We start from the raw sequence: 25,669 nt of genomic DNA on the forward strand, positions 1-25,669 counted from the left end.
TGTCCGGCGGGCGTATACCGGTCTCGGCTGCGTCCCGGCGGCTGCGTTTCAGGCGTATGCCTCGCGCTCCTCGGGTCGATCGGGCTGGTTGGCCGCGAGGCGGTCACCGATGTCCCGTAGTCCCGCGAGGTCGTGGACGTCGCCGGGCAGTGCGGCCACTTCCGCCACGGCCACCTCAGGGTGGAGCGCGGTGAAACGGTCACGCGTGCGCTGTTCGCGGGAGAGCAGTTGCATACGCTCGGCATGCAGTCGCAACAGACCCACGGTGAGGTGCTCGACGCTCCGGTCCTGGTCCGTGGCGGTGGGGGAGTCCGCGCCGGGGCCAGATGCTCCGGATGAGGTGGATTCTGAACTGCCGTACGTGTCGGGAGCGTTACGAAGTCCAGCTTTCCCGCCCCGCTGATCCACAATGCGGGACTCGTCAAGATTTTCCGCGGCGGCGAGCGCCCGCTCGGCCGACAACTGGGCGGCGTCGCTGCCGTGGACCCTGTTGAGCACCAGGCCGGCCAGCGGCATGTCCTCGGCGGCCAGGCGCTCCACGAAGTACGCGGCCTCCCGCAGCGCGTCCCGCTCCGGGGCCGCCACCACCAGGAACGCCGTACCGGGCGCCTGCAGCAGCTTGTAGGTGGCGTCCGCGCGCGTGCGGAACCCGCCGAACATGGTGTCCATGGCGGCCACGAACGTCTGGACGTCCTTCAGGAGCTGACCGCCGAGCAGCTTCCCCAGGGCGCCCGTCATCATCGACATGCCGACGTTCAGGAACTTCATCCCCGCGCGTCCGCCCATCTTCGCCGGGGCCATCAGCACCCGGATCAGCCTGCCGTCCAGGAAGGACCCGAGCCTCTTGGGGGCGTCCAGGAAGTCCAGCGCCGAGCGCGAGGGCGGTGTGTCGACGACGATGAGGTCCCACTCGTCCCGCGCCCGCAGCTGCCCCAGCTTCTCCATCGCCATGTACTCCTGCGTGCCCGCGAAGCCCGCCGAGAGCGACTGGTAGAAGGGGTTGCCCAGGATGGCGGACGCCCGCTCGGGGTCCGCGTGCGCCTCGACGATCTCGTCGAAGGTGCGCTTCATGTCGAGCATCATGGCGTGCAGTTCGCCGCCCGCGGTGTCGTCGATGCCCTTCACCCGCCGCGGGGTGTTGTCGAGCGCGTCGATGCCCATCGACTGGGCGAGCCGGCGGGCCGGGTCGATGGTGAGCACCACCACCTTGCGGCCGCGCTCGGCGGCGCGCAGGCCGAGGGCCGCCGCCGTGGTCGTCTTGCCGACGCCGCCGGAGCCGCAGCACACGACGATGCGGGTCTGCGGATCGTCGAGGAGCGGGTCGATCTCCAGGACGGGCACCGGGTTCAACGCGCGCGTGGAGCGCGTGTCGTGGGCGTACGGCGCATCGTGGGCCGGATCGGCCGCCTCGGCGTGCCGGTGGGCCGTGTCGTCGTGAGTGTTGTCGTGCGTGGATGCCGTGTCGGCCTGTGTGGGGGCCTGGTCGTCGTGCGTGGGGGCCGGGTCCGAGCTCATGAGATCCCTTGCTGACGCAGTTCCGTGGCCAGTTCGTACAGGCCCGCCAGGTCCATTCCCTCGGCGAGCAGCGGCAGTTCGTGCAGGGGCAGGCCCAGTCGCGTGAGGACGGCACGCTGCTCGCGCTCCAGGCCGAACCGCTCCGCGTACTCGTCGGCCTGCTTCAGCAGCGGCTCCACCAGCCGCTCCGCGAGTCCGCCGCGCCGCGCGCCGCCGAGCCCGGCGCCCGAGAGGGACTGGGCGATGGCCGTCCGCGGCGCCGCGTGCGCGAGGTCGAGGTCCGTCTGGTCCAGGACCGTGGGCCGCACCATGTTCACGATGATCCGGCCCACCGGGAGCTTCGCCGCGCGCAGTTCGGCGATCCCGTCGGCGGTCTCCTGGACGGGCATCTCCTCCAGGAGCGCCACCAGGTGCACAGCCGTCTCGGGGGACTTCAGCACCCGCATCACGGCCTGGGCCTGGTTGTGTATCGGGCCGATCTTGGCGAGGCCGGCCACCTCGTCGTTCACGTTCAGGAAGCGGGTGATGCGGCCGGTGGGAGGTGCGTCCATCACCACGTAGTCGTACGCGAACCGGCCGCTCCTGTCCTTCCTGCGGACGGCCTCGCACGCCTTGCCGGTCAGGAGCACGTCCCTGAGGCCGGGCGCGATGGTGGTGGCGAAGTCGATGGCGCCGAGCTTCTTCAGGGCCCGTCCCGCGCCACCCAGTTTGTAGAACATCTGGAGGTAGTCCAGAAGGGCCAGCTCGGGATCGATGGCGAGCGCGTACACCTCGCCGCCGCCCGGGGCGACCGCGATCTTCCGCTCCTCGTACGGAAGCGCCTCCGTCTCGAAGAGTTGTGCGATGCCCTGTCTGCCCTCGACCTCGACCAGAAGGGCGCGTTTGCCCTCGGTCGCGAGGGCGAGCGCGAGTGCCGCGGCGACCGTGGTCTTTCCGGTCCCGCCCTTACCGCTGACGACCTGGAGCCTGCTCACGTCCTCGAGCCTAACCAGTTCGCGCGCGGGCTACGCGGGAGGCTGCGGACAACCGTGGTCGCGGTCGGCCTCCCACCCGGTCGCCCGCGCCGTCCCGGCCGCGCCCGCGCGGCGGCCGCGGCGGCCGTTCCGCCCGGCTTTCCGCCAGGTCGTGGGCACGATGGTGGCCGACCGAGTGCCCCTTGGGCCACAGCGGCTACAGTCGGCCCCATGACCAAGTGGGAATACGTCACCGTACCGCTGCTCGTCCACGCCACGAAGCAGATCCTGGACACCTGGGGCGAGGACGGCTGGGAGCTCGTCCAGGTCGTGCCCGGGCCGAACAACCCCGAGCAGCTGGTGGCCTACCTGAAGCGGGAGAAGCAGGCGTGAGCGCGGTCGAGTCCCGGATCGCCGAACTGGGCCTGCCCCTGCCGGAGGTCGTGCCGCCGCTCGCCGCCTACCAGCCCGCCGTGCAGTCGGGGCCGTACGTGTACACCTCCGGGCAGCTCCCGATGGTGGACGGCAAGCTGCCGGTGACCGGCAAGGTGGGCGCCGAGGTCACCGCCGAGGAGGCCAAGGAGCTGGCCCGCACGTGCGCGCTGAACGCGCTCGCGGCGGTCAAGTCCGTGACGGGCGACCTGGACCGCATCGCGCGCGTGGTGAAGGTCGTCGGCTTCGTGGCGTCGGCCTCCGACTTCACGGGCCAGCCCGGTGTCGTCAACGGCGCCAGTGAACTGCTCGGCGAGGTCCTCGGCGACAAGGGCGTGCACGCCCGCAGCGCGGTCGGCGTGGCGGTGCTCCCGCTGGATGCGCCGGTCGAGGTGGAGATCCAGGTGGAGCTGACGCAGGCGTGATCGACCCTCGCCGGCCACGCGAGGGCGATGACGTCCTGGAGAGGGCGAGGACGACGTCCCTCGGCGGGCGATCGTCGCCTCTCGAACATCTGCTCACTACGGGATAGCCTCCGCCCATGGCGAATGGGCAGTGGTTTCCCCCGGAGTGGCCAGAGCGGATCCGCGCGCTCGCGGAGGGCACGCTCACCCCGGTCACTCCGAAGCGCGCGGCCACCGTCATGCTCCTCAGGGACGACGGCGGCGCACCCGCCGTCCACATGCTGCGCAGACGCGCCTCCATGGCGTTCGCCGGAGGCGCGTACGCCTACCCGGGCGGCGGTGTCGACCCGCGCGACCACGACCTGAGGATCGGCTGGGCGGGCCCCACGCGCGCGTGGTGGGCTCAGCGCCTCGGCGTCGACGAGACGTCCGCCCAGGCCATCGTCTGCGCCGCCGTACGGGAGACGTACGAGGAGGCGGGCGTGCTGCTCGCCGGCCAGGCCCCGGACACGGTCGTCGGCGACACCACGGGCGCGGACTGGGAGGCGGATCGCGCGGCCCTGGTCGCCCGCGACCTGTCGTTCGCGGAGTTCCTCGAGCGCCGAGGGCTGGTCCTGCGCTCCGACCTGCTCGGTGCGTGGACCCGCTGGATCACCCCGGAGTTCGAGCCCCGCCGCTATGACACCTGGTTCTTCGTGGCCGCGCTCCCCGAGGGGCAGCGCACCCGCAACGCCTCCACGGAGGCCGACACCACGGTGTGGATCCGCCCGGCCGAGGCGGCGGCCGCGTACGACAAGGGCGAGCTGCTGATGATGCCGCCCACCATCGCGACCCTGCGCCAGCTGATCGGCTGCGCGACCGCCGCCGAGGCGCTGAAGGCCGCGCCGGGCCGCGAGCTGACCCCCGTCCTGGCCACGGCCCGCCTGGAGGACGGCCGGATCGTGCTGTCCTGGCCAGGCCACGACGAGTTCACCAAGCACATCCCGACGGGCCAGGCGCCCGCATGACCCACGTGACGGAAGGTGCCCTGGCATGACGGACGCCGCAGCCCTCCCCGGCCGGCCGCGTGGCGCGGTCCTCTCCGGCCCGGCCACCACGCGCGCGGTGAACGTCCTCGCGCCCAACGCGTCTGCGATGACACTGGACGGCACCAACACCTGGATCGTCTCCGAACCCGACTCCGAGCAGGCGGTGGTGATCGACCCCGGACCGCTCGTCGAGGGCCACCTGCGCACCGTGATCGACACGGCCGAGAAGTCCGGCAAGCGGGTCGTGCTCACCCTGCTCACCCACGGCCACCCCGACCACGCGGAGGGCGCCGCCCGGTTCGCCGAACTGACGGGCACGAAGGTACGCGCCCTGGACCCCGCGCTGCGCCTGGGCGACGAGGGGCTGGGCCACGGGGACGTGATCACGGTCGGCGGCCTGGAACTGAGGGTCGTGCCGACGCCGGGCCACACCTCCGACTCCCTGTGCTTCCACCTCCCGGCCGACCGGGCGGTGCTGACGGGCGACACCGTCCTGGGCCGCGGTACGACGGTGGTGGCACACCCCGACGGCCGCCTGGGGGACTATCTCGACTCCCTGCGCCGCCTCAGGTCGCTCACGGTCGACGACGGCGTCCACACGGTGCTCCCGGGTCACGGGCCCGTCCTGGAGGACGCCCAGGGCGCCGTGGAGTACTACCTCGCCCACCGCGCCCACCGCCTGGCTCAGGTCGAGACGGCGGTGGAGAACGGCCACCGCACACCGAGCGAGGTCGTCGCCCATGTGTACGCGGACGTGGACCGCTCCCTGTGGTCGGCGGCGGAGCTGTCGGTGCGGGCACAGCTGGACTACCTGAGGGAGCACGGCCTGATCTGAGCCCTGGGCGCGGGGTTCTGACGCCGTGCACGCGCGCGTACTCCGCCGTTCAGGCCTGAGCGGGTCTCTGGGGCGGCAGCCCGGTGGAGGCAACGGGCCCCGCCTCACCGAGAGACGGGACCCGGAGCCGTACGGCCGAGGCCGAGCGTCAGCGCGACCGCTTCGCCAGCCGCTCCACGTCCAGCAGGATCACGGCCCGCGCCTCCAGGCGGAGCCACCCGCGCTGGGCGAAGTCCGCCAGCGCCTTGTTCACGGTCTCGCGGGACGCGCCGACCAGCTGGGCCAGCTCCTCCTGCGTGAGGTCGTGCACGACGTGGATGCCCTCCTCGGACTGCACGCCGAACCGGCGCGACAGGTCCAGCAGGGCGCGGGCCACACGGCCCGGCACGTCCGAGAAGACCAGGTCGGACATCTGGTCGTTGGTCTTGCGCAACCGCCGGGCGACGGCGCGCAGCAGCGCCGCGGCCACCTCGGGCCGCGCGTTCAGCCACGGCTGGAGGTCGCCGTGGCCCAGGCCCAGCAGCTTGACCTCGGTCAACGCGGTGGCCGTCGCCGTACGCGGGCCCGGGTCGAACAGCGACAGCTCGCCGATCAGCTCACCGGGGCCGAGGACCGCCAGCATGTTCTCGCGGCCGTCGGGGGACGTGCGGTGGAGCTTGACCTTGCCTTCCATGACCACATAAAGGCGGTCACCGGGGTCGCCCTCGTGGAACAGCGAGTCGCCGCGGGCGAGGGTCACCTCACTCATGGAGGCGCGGAGCTCCGCGGCCTGCTCGTCATCGAGCGCCGCGAAGAGCGGGGCGCGCCGCAGAACGTCGTCCACGAGTTCTCTCCTTGTCGACCTGCTCAGGGGATCTTGCTCCCCCGGATACCAGGGGACCGTGTTCCCCATTTTGCCGGACGGTCCAAACAGTGTGATCTGTCACAAGGATGCCGCACCGAGAGGCCGGGGTAAGCGGCAGGGGCCCAATTGGAGGCTGATCTTCCGGGTGCGGGGCGGATGTCGGTGCAGGGCCTTAGGCTGGCCGGGTGTCCAAATCGCCGGTGAGAGCACAGGCCAAGGGAGCTGGACGGGTGGTTGCACGTCGCGATTCCGCTATGGGCGAACAGGGCCCCGGCGGCGGAAGGAAAACGGCAAAGACGGCGAAGACGGCGCCCGAGGAGGCGCCGGAGCAGCGCCCTGCCGCGAAGACGGCCACCAGGAAGTCCACGGCCGCCACCAAGAAGGCCGCTGCGGTGGAGAAGGCCGCTCCCACCAAGAAGGCCGCTGCGGTGAAGAAGGCCGCTCCCGCCAAGAAGGCGGCCTCGGCGAAGAAGGCGGCCCCCGCCGAAAAGGCCGCCGCGAAGAAGGCCCCGGCCAGGAGGGCCCCCAGGAAACCCGCCCACGCCGAGGTCGTCGCCGCCGACGGCACCGTCGCCGTCAAGAACGTCCCCGCGAAGACCGTCGCCGCCAAGCCCCCCACGAGCGAGTCGCGCGCCGCCCTCGTCCGCCGTGCCCGCCGTATCAACCGCGAGCTCGCCGAGGTGTACCCGTACGCCCACCCCGAGCTCGACTTCGAGAACCCCTTCCAGCTCATCGTCGCGACGGTCCTGTCCGCGCAGACGACCGACCTCCGGGTGAACCAGACGACCCCGGGGCTCTTCGCCAAGTACCCGACCCCGGAGGACCTCGCGGCGGCCAATCCGGAGGAGGTCGAGGAGATCCTGCGCCCGACCGGGTTCTTCCGGGCCAAGACCAAGTCGGTCATAGGGCTCTCCAAGGCCCTGGTGGAGCAGTTCGGCGGCGAGGTCCCCGACCGCCTCGAAGACCTCGTCAAACTGCCCGGTGTCGGCCGCAAGACCGCCTTCGTGGTGCTCGGCAACGCCTTCGGCCGCCCCGGTATCACCGTCGACACGCACTTCCAGCGGCTCGTGCGCCGCTGGCAGTGGACCGACGAGACCGACCCGGACAAGATCGAGGCGGCCGTCGGCGCTCTCTTCCCCAAGAGTGACTGGACCGACCTGTCCCACCACGTGATCTGGCACGGCCGCCGTATCTGCCACGCTCGCAAGCCGGCCTGCGGCGCCTGCCCGATCGCCCCGCTCTGCCCGGCCTACGGCGAGGGCGAGACCGACCCGGAGAAGGCGAGGAAGCTGCTGAAGTACGAGAAGGGCGGCTTCCCCGGCCAGCGGCTCAAGCCCCCGCAGGCGTATCTGGACGCGGGCGGAAAGCCGGCCCCGCCGCTGGGCGCCGGATGACGGCCGTGCGCGGTGCGGCACGCCGCCCGGGGGAGGGACGTGTCGCGGCGGGCCGCGGGGTGCGACACCCACACGAGGGATGCGCGGAACGATCCGTGGTACCGCGGGCGTTGGGATCGGCAGAACGGGGGTGGCGATGACGCACGCGAGCAACACGGGCCACAGGCACGACACGGACGGCGGGCGGTTGCGGCTGAGCACGGAGGGCCTGCCCGACTGGCTCGACCCGGTCGTACGGGCCGCACGGACCGTCGAGCCCCTCCAACTCAGCCGTTTCCTGCCGCCGGAGAACGGCGCGGGGCGCCAGTCGGCCGTGCTGATCCTGTTCGGGGAGGGCGAGCGCGGTCCCGAGCTGCTGCTGATGGAGCGCGCCGGTTCGCTGCGCTCGCACGCCGGGCAGCCCTCGTTCCCCGGTGGCGCCCTCGACCCCGAGGACGGCGACCCGAAGGGTGAGGGACCACTGCGGGCGGCCCTGCGGGAGGCCGAGGAGGAGACCGGGCTCGACCCGGCCGGCGTGCAGCTCTTCGGCGTGCTCCCCAAGCTCTACATCCCGGTCAGCGGCTTCGTCGTGACACCGGTCCTCGGCTGGTGGCGCGAGCCGAGCCCGGTGGGTGTCGTCGATCCGGACGAGACGGCGCGGGTGTTCACCGTGCCCGTGGCGGATCTCACGGATCCGGCCAACAGAGCCACCACGGTCCATCCCAGCGGCCACCGAGGTCCGGCATTCCTGGTCGAATCGGCCCTGGTCTGGGGCTTCACGGCCGGTGTCATCGACCGCCTGCTGCACTACGCCGGCTGGGAGCGCCCCTGGGACCGCGACAAGCAGGTCCCGCTCGACTGGCGCGCATGACAAGGTGACCCCCGTGCTGTGTTTTCCCGGGGAGCGGCGTGCCGCCGTGCCGCCGCGCGGTGAGCCGTGTCCCCGGCCGGACGACGGCGACCGGAACGTGACGAGGCGAGGCTTGAAGCAGTGAACGTGCTGGACATCCTGTTGCTGGTCGCCGCCGTCTGGTTCGCGGTCGTCGGCTACCGCCAGGGCTTCGTCGTCGGCATCCTGTCGGTGATCGGCTTCCTGGGCGGCGGTCTCGTCGCGGTCTATCTGCTGCCGTTTCTGTGGGACCGGGCTACCGGCGACCACAAGGTGAGCACGACCGTCGCCGTCGTCGCCGTCGTCGTGGTGATCGTCTGCGCCTCCGTCGGCCAGGCCCTGACCACCCACCTCGGCAACAAGCTGCGCCGATACATCACATGGTCCCCGGCGCGCGCCCTGGACGCCACGGGCGGCGCCCTCGTCAACGTGGTGGCGATGCTCCTGGTCGCCTGGCTGATCGGCTCGGCCCTGGCCGGTACGACGCTGCCGACGCTCGGCCGGGAGGTCCGCGGCTCCAAGGTGCTCCTCGGCGTCTCCCGCGCCCTGCCGGCGCAGGCGGACCCGTGGTTCGCGGACTTCTCCTCGGTCCTCGCGCAGAACGGCTTCCCGCAGGTCTTCAGCCCGTTCGCGAACGAACCGATCAACGAGGTCCAGCCGCCCGACCCGGCCCTCGCCAGGAGCGCGGTGGCCGTGCGCGCGCAGCGCTCCATCGTGAAGGTGATGGGCACGGCGCAGAGCTGCGGCAAGGTCCTCGAAGGCACCGGTTTCGTCTTCGGCGACCGCCGTGTGATGACCAACGCGCACGTGGTGGGCGGCGTCGACGAGCCCACCGTGCAGATAGGCGGCGAGGGACGGAAGTACGACGCGAAGGTCGTCCTGTACGACTGGCGGCGCGACATCGCGGTACTGGACGTGCCCGACCTTGACGCCCCGGTGCTGAAGTTCGCGTCCACGGACGCCACCGGAGGCAGCGGCGCGATCGTCGCGGGCTTCCCGGAGAACGGGTCGTACAACGTCCAGCCCGCGCGCGTCCGCGGCCGCATCACGGCCAACGGCCCCGACATCTACCACCGCGGCACGGTGCGCCGCGACGTGTACTCGCTGTACGCGACCGTCCGCCAGGGCAACTCCGGCGGCCCGCTGCTCACCCCCGACGGCAGGGTCTACGGGGTGGTGTTCGCCAAGTCCCTGGACGACGCCAACACGGGGTACGCGCTGACGGCGGACGAGGTCCGTCAGGACATCGCCCAGGGGCGTGCGGCGAACCAGCAGGTGGACAGCGACAGCTGCGCCCTGTGAGGCCCGGCGGGCCAGGAGCGGCCGTGGACGGGCGCCGGCTCAGCCGCGCGGGTGGCGCAGACGGACCGAGACCCAGCGGACCCGGCGGCGCAGAATGCGGGGGATCCCCACCTGGGTGTCCGTGCCCGCCAGTTGCGGGGCGCCCCTCTGGTGGGAGCCCGGCGCGGCGGCCGAGCGGCGGTTGCGTGCCACGTCACTGTAGTCGTGCGTCCAGCCCATACCCGGACGTCTGCCCCCGCCCCAAGGTCGATAACCGCTTCCGGGCCGCCCAATTGGCCTATGCGGCGGGCATGTGGCCGTTCGTGGAACAGGCGTTCTCGTCCGGATAGCGGGCGGATGCGCCGAGTCACCGGCCGATTCCGTCCGCGTTCCGGCCGACAGGCCGATTCCGGATGGTCGGGCGGCGGATCAGCGGTCGGGTTCGGGGTCCTTCAGCCAGTTGATCAGCTCTGAGGAGAACGCCACCGGGTCCTCCTCGTGCGGGAAGTGCCCGAGACCGTCGAACAGCCGCCAGCGGTACGGCGCCTCGACGTACTCGCCGGACCCGGCCGCGCTCCTGGTCCGCATCACCGGGTCCAGCGAGCCGTGCAGATGCAGGGTCGGTACCCGTACGGGCCGCTTCATGCGGCGGTTGAACTGGATGCCGTCGGGCCGGACCAGGGAGCGCACCATCCACCGGTACGGCTCGATGGAGCAGTGCGCCGTCGACGGGATGAGCATGGCGCGCCGGTACACCTCCAAGGCCTCGTCGTCCGGCAGCCGGGGTCCCGACCAGTCCCGGATCAGCTGCCCCACCAGAGCGGCGCCGTCGGCGGTGAGCCTGCGCTCGGGGATCCAGGGCCGCTGGAGTCCCCAGATGTGGGAACTCGCGGACGACTGCTTGACGTCGCCGAGCATCGCCGAGCGCCAGCGCCGTGGATGCGGCATCGAGGCGACCGCGAGCCGCCGTACGAGCTTGGGGCGCATGACGGCCGCCGTCCAGGCCAGGTAGCCGCCCAGGTCGTGGCCGACGAGCGCGGCGTCGGGCTCGCCCAGGGACCGTACGACCCCGGTGATGTCGAGCGCCAGGTTCGCGGGGTCGTAACCGCGCGGCGTACGGTCGCTGCCGCCCACTCCGCGCAGGTCCATCGCCACGGCCCTGAAGCCCGCGTCGGCCAGCGCCACCAGTTGGTGCCGCCAGGTCCACCAGAACTGGGGGAAGCCGTGCAGTAGCAGGACCAGCGGGCCGTCGCCCAGTTCGGCGATGTGGAAGCGTGCGCCATTGGCCGCTACGTCCCGGTGTGTCACCTTTTTCCCGCCGGGGACGTCGAGTCGTACGACCGAGGGGGATTGCGCCGAAGGGGTGGCGGGGTCCGTCATGAGGACGAGCGTGCCACAGGTTCGACCGCCTTGTCGGCCTGCTGGGGCTCACGCGGGTGCGGCTTGGCGTTCTGCAGGACGCCGGCGGTCTGCTTCATCGACGCGGCGACCTTCTGCGGGCCCTTGTTCTTCTTCGCCTTCTTGGCGAACACCAGGCCGATGAGCCCGAGCAGGCCGGCGACCACCACGTTCGCGCCGAAGGAGAGCAGGAAGCAGACGGCCAGGTTCCAGCCGCTCCACGTCCGGATGCCGTACGCCAGCGCGAAGTTCAGCATCGGCAGCGAGAACAGCAGGACCGCGCCCGCGGCCGAGAACGCGCCGCCGCTCATCGCGCCGCGCTTGACGTCCTGTTTGAGCTGGGCCTTGGCCAGTGCGATCTCGTCGTGCACCAGTGCGGACAATTCGGTCGTCGCCGAGGCGAACAGCTGGCCGATGCTGCGTTCGGCACCGACCGGGCTGCCGTCGGGTGCGCTCATCGCGTTCTCCCTGCTCTCTGCGTACGGGCTCCGCGGACGCTGCGGAGTGTGGTGATGTGTCAGATCATGCCGGACGCTCGTTCTCCTCGCTTGCCCTGCCCGCCACTTCGGCAAGCGTGCCATCAGCGTCAGCGTCAGCGCCTGCGGCAGGCGGACCGGCGTCCGTGCCGCGCCCGGCCGACTTCAGCGCCGCGAGCCTGCGGTGCTCGGCGGCCTTCCGCTCGTGGATCTCGGCCACGCGCAGGTGGTACCCCGGGTCGTCTTCCTCGTAGATGTCCGGGATGCCGTCCAGGTCGTCGTCGCGCTCCTCCTCCGCGCACAGGGCGCGGTACTTGGCGTTCCGTATCTTCAGCAGCACCGTCGCGCAGGCGGCCGCGATCAGCGATCCGGTGAGGACGGCGGCCTTCACCTCGTTCCCAAGCGCCGGATCGCCGTCGAAGGCCAGTTCGCCGATGAGCAGCGAGACGGTGAAGCCGATACCGGCCAGGGAGGCGACCGCGAACACGTCGGCCCACGCGAGGCCCTCGCTCAGCGAGGCCCGGGTGAAGCGGACCGTCAGCCACGTACCTCCGAAGATGCCGACCGCCTTGCCGACGACGAGGCCGAGCACGACACCGAGAGTCTCCGGCCGGGTGAACACGTCCGCGAGCGCCCCGCCCGAGACCGCGACGCCCGCGCTGAACAGGGCGAACAGCGGCACCGCGAGTCCCGCCGACAGGGGGCGTACGAGGTGTTCGATGTGTTCCCCGGGGGACCGCTCCTCACCCTCCCGCCGGTGGCAGCGCAGCATCAGGCCCATCGCCACACCGGCGATGGTGGCGTGGATGCCGCTGTTGTACATCAGTCCCCAGATCACCAGGGCCAGCGGCACGTACACGTACCAGCCGCGCACCCCCTTGCGCAGCAGCACCCAGAACACGGCGAGGCCGGCGACGGCGCCGCCGAGGGCCGCGAAGTCCAGGCCGTCCGTGAAGAAGATCGCGATGATCAGGATGGCGAACAGGTCGTCGACGACGGCCAGGGTGAGCAGGAAGGCGCGCAGGGCGGAGGGCAGGGAGGTCCCGATGACCGCGAGCACCGCCAGCGCGAAGGCGATGTCGGTGGCGGTGGGGACGGCCCAGCCGGCGAAGGACCCGCCGCCGGCCGCGTTGGTCAGGGTGGAGACGAGCGCGGGCGCGGCCATGCCGCACAGGGCGGCGACCACCGGAAGGGCGGCGGCGCGGGGGTCGCGCAGATCGCCCGCGACCAGTTCCCGTTTGAGTTCGATCCCTGCGACGAAGAAGAAGATCGCGAGGAGACCGTCCGCGGCCCAGTGCTGGACGGACAGGTTCAGGCCGAGGGAGGCGGGGCCGAGGTGGTAGTGGCCGACGCTCTCGTAGCTGCTGTGGAGGCCGGGTGTGTTCGCCCACACCAGGGCGGCCACCGCGGCGAGCAGGAGCAGCACGCCGCCGACGGTCTCGGTACGCAGCGCGTCCGCGACGAAGGTGCGCTCGGGCAGGGACAGACGTCCGAGGAAGGTTCGGGTGCGGGACGCGGCCACGGTAGGGACCTCCGGGTCGTACGGCAGACGGGCGGTCGTCACGGAACGTGCGGACCGCTTGCCGACCAGACTTCCCGGCGCACCTTGAGCCCACTATTTTACCTGATCATTACGCTCCGATGCTCCTCAGGGGTGTGGAGGGTGATGACAACAGGGCGCCCGGCGTACGGCCGAGCGCCCCGTCGAGGCCGGGATTCTCAGTCCTCGCTCGGTGCCGCCGGGAGCTTGGTCTGGATCAGGTCCATCACCGTCGAGTCCGTCAGCGTCGTGACGTCGCCGAGCTGGCGGTTCTCCGCGACATCGCGCAGCAGGCGCCGCATGATCTTGCCGGAGCGGGTCTTCGGCAGCTCCGCCACCGGCAGGATCCGCTTGGGCTTGGCGATCGGGCCGAGCGTGGTGCCCACGTGGTTGCGCAGCTCCGCCACCAGGTCCTCGGTCTCCGCGGCCGTACCGCGCAGGATCACGAAGGCGACGATCGCCTGGCCCGTCGTTTCGTCCGCCGCGCCGACGACGGCCGCCTCGGCGACCGACGGGTGCGCGACGAGGGCCGACTCCACCTCGGTGGTGGAGATGTTGTGCCCGGACACCAGCATCACGTCGTCCACGCGGCCGAGCAGCCAGATGTCGCCGTCGTCGTCCTTCTTGGCGCCGTCACCGGCGAAGTACTTGCCCTCGAACCTCGACCAGTACGTGTCGATGAAGCGCTGGTCGTCGCCCCAGATGGTGCGCAGCATCGACGGCCACGGCTCGGTGAGCACCAGATAGCCGCCGCCTCCATTCGGCACCTCGTTCGCCTCGTCGTCGACGACGGTGGCGGAGATGCCGGGCAGCGGCCGCTGCGCGGAGCCCGGCTTGGCCTCGGTGACGCCGGGCAGCGGGGAGATCATCATCCCGCCGGTCTCGGTCTGCCACCAGGTGTCCACGACCGGTGTGCGGTCCCCGCCGATGTGCTTGCGGTACCAGACCCACGCCTCGGGGTTGATCGGCTCACCGACGGAACCCAGCACCCTGAGCGATGACAGGTCGAACTTCGCGGGGATGTCGTCGCCCCACTTCATGAAGGTACGGATCGCGGTGGGCGCCGTGTACAGGATGGTGACCCCGTACTTCTGCACGATCTCCCAGAAGCGGCCCTGGTGCGGGGTGTCGGGTGTGCCCTCGTACATGACCTGGGTCGCGCCGTTGGCCAGCGGGCCGTAGACGATGTACGAGTGCCCGGTGACCCAGCCGACGTCCGCCGTGCACCAGTACACGTCGGTCTCGGGCTTGAGGTCGAAGACGGCGTGGTGGGTGTACGCCACCTGGGTCAGGTAACCGCCGGAGGTGTGCAGGATGCCCTTCGGCTTACCCGTCGTACCCGACGTGTACAGGATGAACAGCGGGTGCTCCGCCTCGAAGGCCTCGGGCGTGTGCTCGGCGGACTGCCGGTCCACGAGCTCGTGCCACCAGATGTCCCGGCCCTCGCTCCAGGCGACCTCCTGGCCCGTGCGGCGTACCACGAGCACGTGCTCGACGTCGTCCACGCGCGCGACCGCGTCGTCGACGGCCGGCTTGAGCGCGGACGGCTTGCCGCGCCGGTAGCCGCCGTCGGCGGTGATGACGACACGCGCGTCGGCGTCCTGGATGCGGGTGGCGAGCGCGTCCGCCGAGAAGCCGCCGAAGACGACGGAGTGGGCGGCGCCGATGCGGGCGCAGGCCAGCATCGCGATCGCGGTCTCGGGGATCATCGGCATGTAGACGGCGACCCGGTCGCCCTTGCGGACACCCAGCTCGAGGAGGGCGTTCGCGGCCTTGGAGACCTCGTCCTTGAGCTCGGCGTAGGTGATCGAGCGGCTGTCGCCGGGCTCGCCCTCGAAGTGGAGGGCGACGCGGTCGCCCAGACCCGCCTCGACGTGCCGGTCGACGCAGTTGTACGCGACGTTGAGTGTGCCGTCCTTGAACCACTTGGCGAACGGCGGGTTCGACCAGTCCAGCGTCTCGGAAGGCTCCTTGGCCCAGGTCAGCCGGCGGGCCTGCTCGGCCCAGAAGCCGAGCCTGTCAGCCTTGGCCTGTTCGTACGCCTCTGCCGTGACGTTGGCGTGGGCGGCCAGGTCGGCGGGCGGCGCGAACCTGCGCTCTTCCTTGAGCAGGTTGGCCAGGCTTTCGTTGCTCACGACATCTCCCTTTCCCAGGGTGTCCGTTGTGTCCCAGGCCACAGCTCACCAGACCGGAGGGCTCGGTGACAAGGGCCGACCGGAAAAATGGTTTAGACCTGTCGCGGTCCGCCGGCGGACGTTCTGCCCCAGGTCACGTGCGGGCCGCCCGCCCGGTTCACATGGCGGGTTCGTTCGGCGACGCATCTCACATTCGCCCGGAGGGGGGCCGGAGGGGGTCCAGAGGGGTCCGGGAGGGGCCGGAGGGGATTCGGAGGGGGTCCAGAGGGATTCGGAGGGGGTCCGGGAGGGGCCGGAGGGGATTCGGAGGGGGTCCAGAGGGATTCGGAGGGGGTCCGGGAGGGGTGTCGTCACGGTGGTGCGCGGCGCGGCGCGGCGCGGACCGGTCTGGCCCGGTCCGCGCCGCACCGCCGTGTCACGCCGGGTGGCGCAGGTCCCCGGCCGCCCGCACTCGGCTGAAGACGTCGTCGCCGCCCTCGGACGGGGCCAGCAGATACGCCTGGGCCTCGCCCACGTGGAAGTACATCGCGTGCAGTTCCAGCGCGCCCTCGCCGAGCGCCCGGGCGACGGACTCGTGCGCCCGCAGATGCTCCAACTGCTGCACCACATTGGTCAAACACAGCTGTTCGACCGTATCGGCCGGCTCACGCCCGGCGATCCGGGCCCACGGCCCCTCGTCGTCGGCCATCCGCTCCAGGCTGGGCAGCCCGTGCCGCAGCCACCGCCTCAGCGGAGTCTGGGCGCCGTCCGCGTCCGAGGTGAGCAGGGCCTGCATCGCGCCGCACCCGGAGTGCCCGCACACCGTGATGGAGCGCACCTTGAGCACGTCCACCGCGTACTCGATGGCGGCCGCCACCGAATCGTCCCCGCTCTCCGCGCCGGGCAGCGGTACCAGGTTGCCGACATTGCGGACGACGAAGAGGTCGCCGGGCCCGCTCGAGGTGATCATCGAGGTGACGAGCCGGGAGTCGGCGCAGGTCAGGAACAGGTGCGACGGCCGCTGCCCCTCACGCGCGAGACGGGCCAGCTCACCGCGCACCAGCGGGGCCGTGTTCTGCTGGAAGGCGCTGATGCCGTGCGCGAGTTGCCGCCCGCTCGGTCCGGTGGCCTCGCCCGGTGCCCCTGGGCCGTCGCCTGCGGACGCGGTCGGTGGGCGTTCGCACCGGTGGTTGCGCCACGGCGTCCAGGGCCGGCACCGGCATGCCGACGGCCCGGCGGACTCCGCGCCCGAGTCGGCCCGGGCCGAGCTCAGCGAGGGCACCGCGACCGGAGAGCCGTCCCGGCCGGTCAGGGCGACCGTGCCGCCCCGCGCGCGGTGGGTGCGCTGCCAGTCCTGCAGCGACTCGTGCGCGGCGTGGTCCATGAACGACCCGTCCAGCTCCACGACGGCCTCCGCCCCGACGGGCACCAGGTGCAGTGTCCGGCTGAGCCGGGGAACCGCGAGGAACGTCAACTGGCCTCGTACATGTACGTGATGGACTCCCTTCCGCTGCTCGTGGGTGATGCGGGTGCGGGTGAGGCGGTGCAGGGCGACGGCGACGGCCGCTGCCACGCCCAGCGCCACGCCCTGGAGGACGCCCAGGAGGACGACGCCGAGTGTGGTGACGGCGTACACCAGCACCTCTCGGTGGCGGGTGACCGTGCGGATGTGGTGCAGGGACACCATCTGGATGCCGACGGCCATCACCAGTGCGGCGAGCGAGGCGAGGGGGATCAGCTCGAGCACCGGGACCATCAGCAGCGCGGCCACCACCACCCAAACGCCGTGCAGCATCGTGGAGTTCCGGCTGACCGCTCCGGAGTTGACGTTCGCCGTACTTCTCACGGCGACGCCCGCGATCGGCAGTCCGCCGAGCGCTCCGGAGACGATGTTCGCGGCGCCCTGTCCGAGCAGCTCGCGGTCCAGGTCGGAGCGGCCGAGGTGCGGATGGCGCCGGGCCGCCAGCTTGTCCACGGCGACGGCGCCGAGCAGGGACTGCACGCTGCACACCAGGGTGATGGTGAGGACGGCGGCGGCGATGCCGAGCGCCGGGCCCTCGGGCAGTCCGGCCAGGGTGTGGCTGCTCCAGGACGGCAGGTCGACCCTGGGCAGGGTCAGCCCGGCGAGCGAGGCGGTCGCGGTGGCGCCCGCCACGGAGACGAGCGGGGCCGGGACCCGGCGCAGCAGGTGCCCTGTCCGTCCGGGAAGCCGTGGCCAGGCCAGGAGCAGGGTCAGGGTCAGCACGCTCACCGACACGGCCGCCGGATGCAGGTGCGCCAACTGGGCGGGCAGCGCCCGGAGGTTGTCGAGGACGGCGCTCTGCGGGGTGCCGCCGAGCACGATGTGCAACTGGGCGACGGCGATGGTGGCGCCGATGCCGGCGAGCATGCCGTGCACGATCGCGGGGCTCACCGCGAGCGCGGTGCGCGCCACGCGCAGGCAGCCGAGGCCCAGTTGGGCGAGGCCGGCGAGGACGGTGACGGCGCATGTCGTACGCCATCCGTAGCGGTGGATGAGGTCGGCGGTGACCACGGTGAGGCCGGCGGCGGGGCCGCTGACCTGGAGCGGGCAGCCGCCGAACCGGCCGGCGACGATTCCGCCGACGGCCGCGGCGACGAGGCCGGCCTGGAGCGGGGCGCCGGTGGCTAGGGCGATGCCCAGGGACAGGGGGAGAGCGATCAGGAAGACGGCGAGGGAGGCGGACAGATCGGCGCCCGCGACGCGGAAGCGGCGGGGCGGGGCGGGCGGGGGGCTGTGGGGCGGGTGTACGCGCTTCGTCCGAGTCGAGTCGGCGGCGCGGGCGGGGATGCAGGCGGGCATGGTCCCGTCTCCTCCGGTGCGGCGCGGTCGCGGAACTGGTGGCCCCGGCGGGGTCCAGGGGTCGGGCGCGGCCGTGGGTCACGGCATAAGCGGCGGGATGTCTCACTGCTTCGGTAAATGGATCGTAATGGACGGTAAAGGAAAGGTATCTGATATAAGGCCAAATGGGGCATTTAATCACTCAAAAGGGTGGATCGGTTATTTCATCGGCTTGTCATATAAATTCCTTCAGCGTTCCGTGCGACCTTGGCTTGGTCGCAGGGGCACGGGCTTCCGCTTGTGTCTGCCGCGTCGCACCACACCTGCTCAGCGTGGCCCGACCGAAGGAAGAAGGTGGGTGGAAGATGACCGCCACCCCGAGAACCGCCACCCCGAGAACCGGAACCCCCTCTCGCAGGACCGCCACGGGCGTCGCCCTGGCCGCCGCCTGCGCCACCGCGCTGGCCGGCTGTTCCCTCGGACCGGCCCGTTCCGAGCAGAGCCCGCGGAAGGGGGCCGGTGCCGGTGCCGGTGCCGGGGCTCCGGGCAGCGCGGTCCGCCTGATCGGCGACGGCTCCACCGCCTACACGGGCGCCCAGCCGCATCTGCAGAGACCCGAGCGGCTGAAGCCCGGCCGGAAGCCCCCGCAGTTCGTGGTCTTCTCGTGGGACGGGGCCGGTGAGGACAGCCAGAAGCTCTTCTCGCACTTCCGCGAGGTCGCCAGGGCCAACAACGCGACGATGACGTTCTTCCTGAGCGGTGTGTACATGCTGCCCGAGGAGAAGCGCGACCTGTACCGGCCGCCGCAGCACTCGCCCGGCCGCTCGGACATCGGCTTCAACGACGAGAAGGGCATCAAGGACACCGTCGAGCAACTGCGGCTGGCGTGGCTCGAGGGCAACGAGATCGGCACCCACTTCAACGGACACTTCTGCGGCCCCGAGGGCGGGGTCGGCCAGTGGTCGGTGGAGGAGTGGAAGGACGAGATCGCCCAGGCCAAGGCGTTCGTGAAGTCCTGGAGGACCAACTCCGGTCTCAAACAGGAGCCTTCGCTGCCCTTCGACTACGACAAGGAGCTCATCGGTGGCCGCACCCCGTGTCTGGAGGGGCAGCAGAACTTCATGAAGGCGGCCCGGGAGCTGGGTTTCCGCTACGACACCTCCGGCGTCGACGAGCAGGTCTGGCCGAAGAAGAAGGAAGGGCTGTGGAGCCTGTCGATGCAGCTCGTGCCCTTCCCGGGACACACCTACGAGCAGCTGGCCATGGACTACAACTTCATGGTCGACCAGTCGGGCACCCAGACCCAGGGCGACCCCGACAAGTTCGAGGAGTGGGGCGCCCAGATGCGGGACGGCCTCTACCAGGGCTTCCGGCGGGCGTACGACGGGAACCGCGCGCCCCTGATCATCGGCAACCACTTCGAGTCCTGGAACGGCGGCACTTACACGCGTGCCGTCCAGGAGGTCGTCGAGCACGTCTGCAACCAGTCCGAGGTGCGCTGCGTCTCGTTCCGCCAACTCGTCGACTGGCTGGACGCACAGGACCCGCAGGTCCTGGAGAAACTGCGCACCCTGAAGGTGGGGCAGGCCCCGGCCGAGGGCTGGGAAAGCTTCCTGGTCTCCTCGCCGGCCCCGGCGCCGAGGGGAGTGCCGGGGGCACCGCCGGCCAAGCGGTAGACGGTGCGGCCGTCGCTCACACCGCGGCCGTCAGGGCCTCGCTGAGGACGAAGCCCGGGTCGATCTGGGCCGCAAGGTCCGCGCCCGTGCGCTCGTTTCCCCAACTGGTCGCGTTCTTCCGGTGGAAGTGCACCATCTGGCGTGTGTACCGCTCCCAGTCGCGTAGTTCGTACGCCGCGTCGGCGGCCGCCTGGAGCACGCGAAGGGAGCGGCGGCTCGCGTCCTCCAGGGACTCGAACCGCGGCGGGCGGCCCTTCTCCATGGACCGCACCCAGTCCGAGTGCCCCACCGTCACAAGCAGGTCGTCACCCACGTGGGCGCGGAGGAAGTCGATGTCGTCCCGGCCCTGCACCTTGTTGCCGACGACCCTCAGGATGACCCCGTAGTCCCGCGCGTACTCCTTGTACTGGCGGTAGACGGAGACCCCCTTCCGGGTCGGCTCGGCGACCAGGAACGTCATGTCGAAGCGGGTGAACATGCCGGAGGCGAAGGAGTCCGAGCCCGCCGTCATGTCGACCACCACATACTCGTCTCGGCCGTCCACCAGGTGGTTCAGGCACAGCTCCACCGCTCCCGTCTTGGAGTGGTAGCAGGCGACCCCCAGGTCGGCGTCCGTGAACGGGCCGGTGACCATCAGACGGACGGTGCCGCCGTCGAGATCCACCGGACGCGCGCAGGCCTCGTAGACCGGGTTGTCCTCCCGTACCCGCAGCAGTCGCGACCCCTCCCCGGGCGGCGTGGTCTTGATCATCGTCTCGGGGGAGGAGATCCGCGGATTGATGCCGCGCAGATAGTCCTTGATCAGCGGTAGCCGCTCGCCCATGGCCGGCAGCGCCGCGGCATCGTCCTCGTCGAGCCCGAGCGCGGGCCCGAGGTGCTGGTTGATGTCCGCGTCGATGGCGATGACGGGCGCACCGGCGGCGGCGAGATGGCGGATGAACAGGGAGGACAGGGTCGTCTTGCCGCTGCCGCCCTTCCCGACGAAAGCAATTTTCATATTCACGAAGCGTAGCGTCGCGGTAGCTGTCCGTGGCAGACCTGTGGAAAGAAGACCACCCCTTCGAAGGAGGGGCCCCGGGGTGCGTAGGGTCGTACCCATGAGTACGACAGGTGCGTCCGCCGACCCGCTGGCGGCCCTGGGGGCGCTGCCCGGGGTCGCCGAGTCCGTGGAATCCGTGCGCAAGGCCGTGGACCGGGTCTACGGGCACCGGATCATGCGGCGCCGCAGCAATGAGATCACCTCCGAGGCGGCGCTGCGTGGCGCGCGCGGCTCGGCCGCGCTGTCCGGCGCCGACTGGGCCTTGGAGGAGGTGCGGCGGCGCACCGACTTCAGCGGTGACGACGGCGCCCGTACGGTCGGGGCCGCGCTGCGGCTGACCGCCGAGGCGGGGCAGCTGCTGTCCATCTGGCGGCAGTCACCCCTGCGGGTGCTCGCGCGGCTGCATCTGGTGGCGGCGGCGGATCCCGACCCACGCGTGGGGCGCCCCCGGCAGGACGGTGAGGGCGTCGACGAGCCGCTGGTCGAGCTGCCGCTGTCGGACGCGGCCGAGGTCTCCGGCCGCCTCGAGGGACTCTCCGAGCTGATCATCGCGGGCAGCTCCGCGCCCGCCCTGGTGACCGCCGCCGTGGTGCACGGCGAACTGCTCGCCCTGCGGCCCTTCGTGTCCCACAACGGCCTCGTCGCCCGCGCGGCGCAGCGCATCGTCCTGGTGGGGAGCGGACTCGACCCCAAGGCGATCTGCCCGGCGGAGATGGGCCACGCGGAACTGGGCCGGGCCGCCTACGTCGCGGCCCTGGACGGCTATGTGTCGGGCACCCCGGAGGGCATGTCGGCCTGGATCGCCCACTGCGCAAAGGCGGTCGAACTCGGCGTCCGCGAGTCGACGGCGGTCTGCGAGGCGCTGCAGCGCGGGGCCGCCTAGGGATGGGGAAAGGCCCCCTGGGGGCCCTTCGGCAATGGTTGCGGCGGTACGAAGTCTCGTACCGCCGCTGGCATGTTCACCAAGTTACCAAGCGTCCTCGAAAGTCGCCCATCAGGTCGGGAACTTTGCCCGTCACCTGGTGCGGCTGGCCCGTAATCGACGGGTCGACGTCGCGTGGGTGCCCGGTGTTCATGCTAGGTCCGTGGGGCCAATTGCGTTTAAAAGGTGATCCTTTCGGATGTCCTTTGGTCTCGCGGGCCGTTAACCCCTTTGTACTCCAGGGCACGGACAAGCGGAAGCCTTTGATGCAGTTCTTTACTTTTAGCTTCAAAGAGGTGCGAATCGGGCGGGAGTGTGCTTCTCCTGGGCGTCCGGGGTTCACACGAGGGGTGCGCGGCGCCGGCTCGCGTACCAGACGAGTCCTGCCGTGGCCGCCGCCGCGCCTATCGCGGCCACCGCGAGGAGCGCGGGGCGCGGTGGTACCGACAGCCGCTGCTTCAGCCGCACCGGGCGGTGGAAGTCGAGAATCGGCCATCCTCGCGCGAGTGCCTCGCGGCGCAGCGCCCGGTCGGGATTCACGGCGTGCGGATGGCCGACGGCCTCCAGCATCGGCAGGTCGGTGATCGAGTCGCTGTACGCGTAGCAGTGCGCCAGGTCGTATCCCTCCGACTCCGCGAGTTCCCTGACGGCCTCCGCCTTCGTCGGCCCGTAGGCGTAGTACTCCACCTCGCCCGTGAAGCAGCCGTCGTCGCCCACGACCATCCGGGTCGCCACCACACGGTCCGCGCCGAGCAGTTCGCCGATCGGTTCGACGACCTCGGCGCCCGACGTGGACACGATCACCACGTCGCGCCCGGTGCCGTGGTGCTCCTCGATGAGGGAGGCGGCCTCGTCGTAGATGATCGGATCGATCAGGTCGTGGAGCGTCTCGGCGACGATCTCCTTCACCTGCCGGACGTTCCAGCCGCGGCACAGCGCGGACAGGTACTCCCGCATCCGCTCCATCTGGTCGTGGTCGGCGCCGCCCACCAGGAACACGAACTGGGCATATGCGGTACGCAACGCCGCCCTGCGGTTGATCAGTCCCCCTTGGTAGAAGGACTTGCCGAAGGTGAGAGTGCTCGACTTCGCAATGACCGTCTTGTCCAGGTCAAAGAAGGCCGCTGTGCGGGGCAAGGAGTGGTTTTCCACGGGCCTGAGCATAGGGGCCCACCATTCGGCGTAAGGTGGGGCGTGTGGGTTTGCCTGAGAGGGCTCTCGGGTACACCATGGAAGTCACGGATCGTTCGCGACCGTGCTAACCCGGTCCGACTCCTCCCCCCCCCGAGTCGGCCGTGGGGACGACCCCCGCTCTCCCCCCCGGCGGGGGTCGTCGCATGTCCGGGTGGGTTTTTCTGTTTTTCGACGCGATTCCGCAGGTCTGTGGCGGCCCTGCGATGCGCGATTGGCCATGTCCATGCCCTGTGACCCTCCGTAGTCCTGGTGCTGCTCTGCGGATGCCGCCGAGCCCTCACCGGTATGGGTGAAGGCGATATTCACAACCGCTGAGTTGTCCACAGTTATCGACCAAGATCCACACGATTTCCGGGATCGCTGCACCTTGATTCCAGCGCGTCCGGCCGACGGCGAGTTCCCGCCGGTTCACGGCAGCCAGTTCATGGCCCGTGCACGGCCGGTTCCGTTTGTCGGGCGCGTAGGGCCGGTTCGTATCGGCCGGTCATATGGAGGCCGGTGGCCGGTTCTCCACCCGGGCGGGAAGCGCGGGCCGAGCAGGCACGCGGACACGCCCGAAGGAAGCAGCGAAGGGGGCTGGAATCGTGGCGGGAGCCATCACACACGAAGGACCGGCCGCCGCCGAGGGGCGGCGGAGCGGACCGCTGATCGTCACCGAGGACGCCGAGCTCCTCGACGACCTGCTGCGCCTGTGCGCGGCCGCGGGCGCCAGAGCGGAGGTGCACCCGGGAGTGCCCGAGCAGCGGGGCGGCTGGGAGGCGGCACCCCTGGTCCTGGTCGGCGACGACGCGGCGCGCCGGGTGCGCGGCGCCGTGCGCAGACGGGGAGTGGTGCTGGTCGGCCGGGATCAGGACGATCCCGGAGTCTGGCGGCGCGCCGTCGAGATCGGCGCCGACCACGTCCTGCTGCTGCCGGACGGCGAGCAGTGGCTGGTGGACCGCATCGCCGACGTGGCCGAGGGGGTCGGCCGGCCCGCGCTCACCGTCGGCGTGATCGGCGGGCGTGGCGGGGCCGGCGCCTCCACGCTCGCCTGCGCCCTCGCCGTCACCTCCGCGCGTGAGGGCAGGCGCACCCTGCTCGTGGACGCGGATCCGCTGGGCGGCGGACTCGACGTACTCCTCGGCGGGGAGACCACGGAAGGGCTGCGCTGGCCGGCGTTCGCCGCCTCCCGGGGGAGGGTGGGAAGCGGCGCGCTGGAGGAGTCCCTGCCCCAGGTGCACGCGCTGCGGGTACTGAGCTGGGACCGCGGCGACACCGTGGCCGTCCCGCCCCAGGCGGTCCGCGCGGTCGTCGCCGCGGCCCGGCGACGCGGCGGCGCTGTCGTCGTCGATCTCCCGCGCCGTGTCGACGAGGGGGTCGCCGAGGTCCTCGCGCAGCTGGACGTCGGGATCCTGGTGGTCCCCGGAGAACTGCGGGGGGTCGCGGCCGCGCGGCGGGTGGCGTCCGCGGTCGGCATGGTCCTCGGCGACCTGCGGATCGCGGTTCGGGGGCCGTACACGCCGGGGCTGGACGACCGGGAGGTGGCGCGACTGCTGGGGCTGCCGCTGGTCGGCGAGGTGCCGTACGAGACACCACCGGCGGACGGTTCGGTACCGCCCGGGGGAGCGGCGCGGGGGTCGCTCGCCCGGTTCTGCTCGGCCTTCTGGGAGCGGGCGCTGGCCGAGGCGGGTGACCCCGTATGAGCACGGGCTGGGGCGCGACGGCAAGCTCAGCGGGGCCCGGTGCCGGGGCGGACGTGGGACCCGGCGGCGCGGTGGGGCCCGGCGAGCGGACGCGGCTGCTGGACGGAGTGCGGCAGTGGCTGGCCGAGAGCGGGGCCGAGCCGACCCCCGCGCGCGTGGCGCAGGCGCTGCGGGAGCAGGGGCGGGTGCTCGGGGATGCGGAAGTGCTCGGCGCGGCCCGGAAGTTGCGGTCCGAACTGGTCGGCAGCGGCCCTCTGGAACCGTTGCTCGCCGACCCTTCCGTGACCGACGTCCTGGTGTCCGCGCCGGACCGGGTGTGGGTGGACCGGGGCGCCGGACTGGAGCTGACGGAGGTGTCCTTCCCGGACGCGGCGGCCGTACGGCGCCTCGCGCAGCGGCTGGCGGCCGTGGCCGGGCGGCGGCTCGACGACGCCCGACCGTGGGTCGACGCCCGTCTGCCGGACGGCACCCGTCTGCATGCGGTGCTGCCGCCGGTCGCGGTCGGCTCGACATGCCTGTCCCTACGGGTCGTACGGCCCCGGGCGTTCACCCTCGACGAACTCGTGGCGGCGGGCACGGTGCCGCCGGGCGGGGACCGGGTGCTGCGGGCGCTGATCGCCTCCCGGCTCTCCTATGTGATCAGTGGCGGAACCGGTTCGGGCAAGACCACGCTTCTGAGCGCGCTCCTGGGCGTGGTGGGGCCGACCGAGCGGATCGTGCTCGCCGAGGACTCGGCTGAGCTGCGCCCCGACCACCCGCATGTGGTGCGTCTCGAGGGGCGGCCCGCGAACCAGGAGGGCGTGGGGCTCGTCGAGCTCCAGGACCTGGTGCGGCAGGCACTGCGCATGAGACCCGACCGGCTCGTCGTCGGCGAGGTGCGCGGACCCGAGGTGGTGTCCCTGCTGGCCGCGCTGAACACGGGCCACGAAGGCGGCTGCGGCACGCTCCACGCGAACGCGGCGGCCCAGGTGCCCGCCCGGCTGGAAGCGCTCGGCACGGCGGCGGGCCTGGACCGGGCCGCGCTGCACAGCCAGCTGGCGGCCGCGTTGTCGGTGGTCCTCCACCTCGTGCGCGACCGGACCGGGCGGCGCCGGATCGCGGAGGTGCATGTGCTGGAGCGGGACGCGTCCGGGCTCGTGGTGACGGTGCCCGCCCTGCGGTGGGGACCGGAGGCCTTCACGTGCGAGCGGGGGTGGGAGCGGCTGCGGGAGCTGCTCCGGGACGGAAGCGAGGGCAGTGAGGTGGAGGTGCTGTGAGCGGGGTCGGTCGGATGG

General features: G+C 71.6%; 22 protein-coding genes. 11 read left to right on the forward strand and 11 right to left on the reverse strand.

The window, feature by feature from the left end; all coding sequences use genetic code 11:
• Nucleotides 1-48: 48 nt before the first annotated feature.
• Nucleotides 49-1,515 (reverse strand): ArsA family ATPase, encoded by a 1,467-nt coding sequence (locus AB0N14_RS20365; RefSeq protein ID WP_366027079.1) that lies wholly within the window; start codon nt 1,513-1,515, stop codon nt 49-51.
• Complete coding sequence (locus AB0N14_RS20370) at nt 1,512-2,489, reverse strand: ArsA-related P-loop ATPase (protein ID WP_366027080.1); 978 nt, start codon at nt 2,487-2,489, stop codon at nt 1,512-1,514. The genes AB0N14_RS20365 and AB0N14_RS20370 overlap by 4 nt, the downstream gene beginning before the upstream one ends.
• 210 nt (nt 2,490-2,699) lie before the next feature.
• Here AB0N14_RS20370 and AB0N14_RS20375 point away from each other — a divergent pair, with 210 nt between their 5' ends.
• The 4 genes from AB0N14_RS20375 (at nt 2,700) to AB0N14_RS20390 (ending at nt 5,167) form a co-directional block, all read left to right on the forward strand.
• Complete coding sequence (locus tag AB0N14_RS20375; protein WP_003981536.1) at nt 2,700-2,861, forward strand: DUF4177 domain-containing protein; 162 nt, start codon at nt 2,700-2,702, stop codon at nt 2,859-2,861.
• A complete protein-coding gene (locus AB0N14_RS20380; protein WP_366027081.1) occupies nt 2,858-3,325 on the forward strand; it encodes a RidA family protein in 468 nt (155 codons plus the stop codon). Before AB0N14_RS20375 ends, AB0N14_RS20380 begins: the two co-directional genes overlap by 4 nt.
• Nucleotides 3,326-3,441: 116 nt before the next feature.
• Nucleotides 3,442-4,311: an NUDIX hydrolase gene (locus AB0N14_RS20385; protein ID WP_366027082.1), complete on the forward strand. Its 870-nt coding sequence runs from the start codon at nt 3,442-3,444 to the stop codon at nt 4,309-4,311.
• Nucleotides 4,312-4,336: 25 nt separating this feature from the next.
• Entirely contained in the window at nt 4,337-5,167 is an 831-nt protein-coding gene (locus tag AB0N14_RS20390) for an MBL fold metallo-hydrolase (RefSeq protein WP_366027083.1), read from the forward strand.
• A 148-nt stretch (nt 5,168-5,315) separates the two neighbouring features.
• On the opposite strand, the gene AB0N14_RS20395 is transcribed toward AB0N14_RS20390, so the two are convergent.
• Nucleotides 5,316-5,990, reverse strand: coding sequence for a Crp/Fnr family transcriptional regulator (locus AB0N14_RS20395; RefSeq protein WP_103837943.1), 675 nt, complete (start codon nt 5,988-5,990; stop codon nt 5,316-5,318).
• 275 nt (nt 5,991-6,265) lie between these two features.
• On the opposite strand from AB0N14_RS20395, the gene nth reads away from it, so the two are divergent.
• The 3 genes from nth (at nt 6,266) to AB0N14_RS20410 (ending at nt 9,575) form a co-directional block, all read left to right on the forward strand.
• The gene (gene nth / locus AB0N14_RS20400; protein ID WP_366027084.1) at nt 6,266-7,405 is read left to right on the forward strand and encodes an endonuclease III; all 1,140 of its coding nucleotides are present in this window, start codon (nt 6,266-6,268) and stop codon (nt 7,403-7,405) included.
• A 136-nt stretch (nt 7,406-7,541) separates the two neighbouring features.
• On the forward strand, nt 7,542-8,255 hold the full coding sequence (locus tag AB0N14_RS20405) for a CoA pyrophosphatase (protein WP_366027085.1): 714 nt from the start codon (nt 7,542-7,544) through the stop codon (nt 8,253-8,255).
• A gap of 120 nt (nt 8,256-8,375) precedes the next feature.
• Nucleotides 8,376-9,575: a MarP family serine protease gene (locus AB0N14_RS20410; RefSeq protein ID WP_366027086.1), complete on the forward strand. Its 1,200-nt coding sequence runs from the start codon at nt 8,376-8,378 to the stop codon at nt 9,573-9,575.
• Between the two features lie 39 nt (nt 9,576-9,614).
• Here the strand turns inward: AB0N14_RS20410 and AB0N14_RS20415 are convergent, their stop codons facing one another.
• The 6 genes from AB0N14_RS20415 to AB0N14_RS20440 form a co-directional block, all read right to left on the reverse strand.
• Nucleotides 9,615-9,794 (reverse strand): hypothetical protein, encoded by a 180-nt coding sequence (locus AB0N14_RS20415; RefSeq protein WP_366027087.1) that lies wholly within the window; start codon nt 9,792-9,794, stop codon nt 9,615-9,617.
• Nucleotides 9,795-9,983: 189 nt separating this feature from the next.
• On the reverse strand, nt 9,984-10,934 hold the full coding sequence (locus tag AB0N14_RS20420) for an alpha/beta hydrolase (protein ID WP_366027088.1): 951 nt from the start codon (nt 10,932-10,934) through the stop codon (nt 9,984-9,986).
• The gene (locus AB0N14_RS20425; RefSeq protein WP_366027089.1) at nt 10,931-11,410 is read right to left on the reverse strand and encodes a phage holin family protein; all 480 of its coding nucleotides are present in this window, start codon (nt 11,408-11,410) and stop codon (nt 10,931-10,933) included. The genes AB0N14_RS20420 and AB0N14_RS20425 overlap by 4 nt, the downstream gene beginning before the upstream one ends.
• Nucleotides 11,411-11,474: 64 nt before the next feature.
• Nucleotides 11,475-12,950 carry a Na+/H+ antiporter NhaA gene (gene nhaA / locus AB0N14_RS20430; protein WP_366027124.1) on the reverse strand — a complete coding sequence of 492 codons (1,476 nt, stop codon included), beginning with the start codon at nt 12,948-12,950 and terminating at the stop codon, nt 11,475-11,477.
• A 197-nt stretch (nt 12,951-13,147) separates the two neighbouring features.
• Entirely contained in the window at nt 13,148-15,103 is a 1,956-nt protein-coding gene (acs, locus tag AB0N14_RS20435) for an acetate--CoA ligase (RefSeq protein ID WP_366027091.1), read from the reverse strand.
• 415 nt (nt 15,104-15,518) lie between these two features.
• Nucleotides 15,519-17,903: a SulP family inorganic anion transporter gene (locus AB0N14_RS20440; protein WP_366027092.1), complete on the reverse strand. Its 2,385-nt coding sequence runs from the start codon at nt 17,901-17,903 to the stop codon at nt 15,519-15,521.
• A gap of 344 nt (nt 17,904-18,247) precedes the next feature.
• Here AB0N14_RS20440 and AB0N14_RS20445 point away from each other — a divergent pair, with 344 nt between their 5' ends.
• Entirely contained in the window at nt 18,248-19,558 is a 1,311-nt protein-coding gene (locus tag AB0N14_RS20445) for a hypothetical protein (protein ID WP_366027093.1), read from the forward strand.
• 16 nt (nt 19,559-19,574) lie between these two features.
• Here AB0N14_RS20445 and AB0N14_RS20450 read toward each other — a convergent pair whose 3' ends face one another.
• Nucleotides 19,575-20,555 (reverse strand): ATP-binding protein, encoded by a 981-nt coding sequence (locus AB0N14_RS20450; protein ID WP_366027094.1) that lies wholly within the window; start codon nt 20,553-20,555, stop codon nt 19,575-19,577.
• Nucleotides 20,556-20,655: 100 nt separating this feature from the next.
• Between AB0N14_RS20450 and AB0N14_RS20455 the strand changes: the two genes are divergently transcribed.
• Nucleotides 20,656-21,480 (forward strand): oxidoreductase, encoded by an 825-nt coding sequence (locus tag AB0N14_RS20455; RefSeq protein WP_366027095.1) that lies wholly within the window; start codon nt 20,656-20,658, stop codon nt 21,478-21,480.
• A 378-nt stretch (nt 21,481-21,858) separates the two neighbouring features.
• Here the strand turns inward: AB0N14_RS20455 and AB0N14_RS20460 are convergent, their stop codons facing one another.
• Nucleotides 21,859-22,683: an HAD-IB family hydrolase gene (locus AB0N14_RS20460; RefSeq protein ID WP_366027096.1), complete on the reverse strand. Its 825-nt coding sequence runs from the start codon at nt 22,681-22,683 to the stop codon at nt 21,859-21,861.
• Nucleotides 22,684-23,297: 614 nt separating this feature from the next.
• Between AB0N14_RS20460 and ssd the strand changes: the two genes are divergently transcribed.
• Nucleotides 23,298-24,395 carry a septum site-determining protein Ssd gene (gene ssd, locus AB0N14_RS20465; RefSeq protein ID WP_366027097.1) on the forward strand — a complete coding sequence of 366 codons (1,098 nt, stop codon included), beginning with the start codon at nt 23,298-23,300 and terminating at the stop codon, nt 24,393-24,395.
• Entirely contained in the window at nt 24,392-25,651 is a 1,260-nt protein-coding gene (locus AB0N14_RS20470; protein WP_366027098.1) for a TadA family conjugal transfer-associated ATPase, read from the forward strand. Before ssd ends, AB0N14_RS20470 begins: the two co-directional genes overlap by 4 nt.
• The last annotated feature ends 18 nt before the right edge of the window (nt 25,652-25,669 follow it).

Origin of the sequence: Streptomyces sp. NPDC051104, from assembly GCF_040682835.1 — a bacterium.
Taxonomy (GTDB): Bacteria; Actinomycetota; Actinomycetes; order Streptomycetales; family Streptomycetaceae; genus Streptomyces; species Streptomyces cynarae.

What these genes read in the sequence shown, in the direction of transcription:
- AB0N14_RS20460 (WP_366027096.1), bottom strand. Translation starts at nt 22,683, where the DNA reads ATGCTCAGGCCCGTGGAAAACCACTCCTTGCCCCGCACAGCGGCCTTC.
- AB0N14_RS20450 (WP_366027094.1), bottom strand. Translation starts at nt 20,555, where the DNA reads ATGAAAATTGCTTTCGTCGGGAAGGGCGGCAGCGGCAAGACGACCCTG.
- AB0N14_RS20390 (WP_366027083.1), top strand. Translation starts at nt 4,337, where the DNA reads ATGACGGACGCCGCAGCCCTCCCCGGCCGGCCGCGTGGCGCGGTCCTC.
- nth (WP_366027084.1), top strand. Translation starts at nt 6,266, where the DNA reads ATGGGCGAACAGGGCCCCGGCGGCGGAAGGAAAACGGCAAAGACGGCG.
- AB0N14_RS20385 (WP_366027082.1), top strand. Translation starts at nt 3,442, where the DNA reads ATGGCGAATGGGCAGTGGTTTCCCCCGGAGTGGCCAGAGCGGATCCGC.
- AB0N14_RS20405 (WP_366027085.1), top strand. Translation starts at nt 7,542, where the DNA reads ATGACGCACGCGAGCAACACGGGCCACAGGCACGACACGGACGGCGGG.
- AB0N14_RS20425 (WP_366027089.1), bottom strand. Translation starts at nt 11,410, where the DNA reads ATGAGCGCACCCGACGGCAGCCCGGTCGGTGCCGAACGCAGCATCGGC.
- AB0N14_RS20415 (WP_366027087.1), bottom strand. Translation starts at nt 9,794, where the DNA reads ATGGGCTGGACGCACGACTACAGTGACGTGGCACGCAACCGCCGCTCG.
- AB0N14_RS20440 (WP_366027092.1), bottom strand. Translation starts at nt 17,903, where the DNA reads ATGCCCGCCTGCATCCCCGCCCGCGCCGCCGACTCGACTCGGACGAAG.
- AB0N14_RS20365 (WP_366027079.1), bottom strand. Translation starts at nt 1,515, where the DNA reads ATGAGCTCGGACCCGGCCCCCACGCACGACGACCAGGCCCCCACACAG.
- AB0N14_RS20470 (WP_366027098.1), top strand. Translation starts at nt 24,392, where the DNA reads ATGAGCACGGGCTGGGGCGCGACGGCAAGCTCAGCGGGGCCCGGTGCC.
- AB0N14_RS20455 (WP_366027095.1), top strand. Translation starts at nt 20,656, where the DNA reads ATGAGTACGACAGGTGCGTCCGCCGACCCGCTGGCGGCCCTGGGGGCG.
- AB0N14_RS20375 (WP_003981536.1), top strand. Translation starts at nt 2,700, where the DNA reads ATGACCAAGTGGGAATACGTCACCGTACCGCTGCTCGTCCACGCCACG.
- AB0N14_RS20420 (WP_366027088.1), bottom strand. Translation starts at nt 10,934, where the DNA reads ATGACGGACCCCGCCACCCCTTCGGCGCAATCCCCCTCGGTCGTACGA.
- AB0N14_RS20445 (WP_366027093.1), top strand. Translation starts at nt 18,248, where the DNA reads ATGACCGCCACCCCGAGAACCGCCACCCCGAGAACCGGAACCCCCTCT.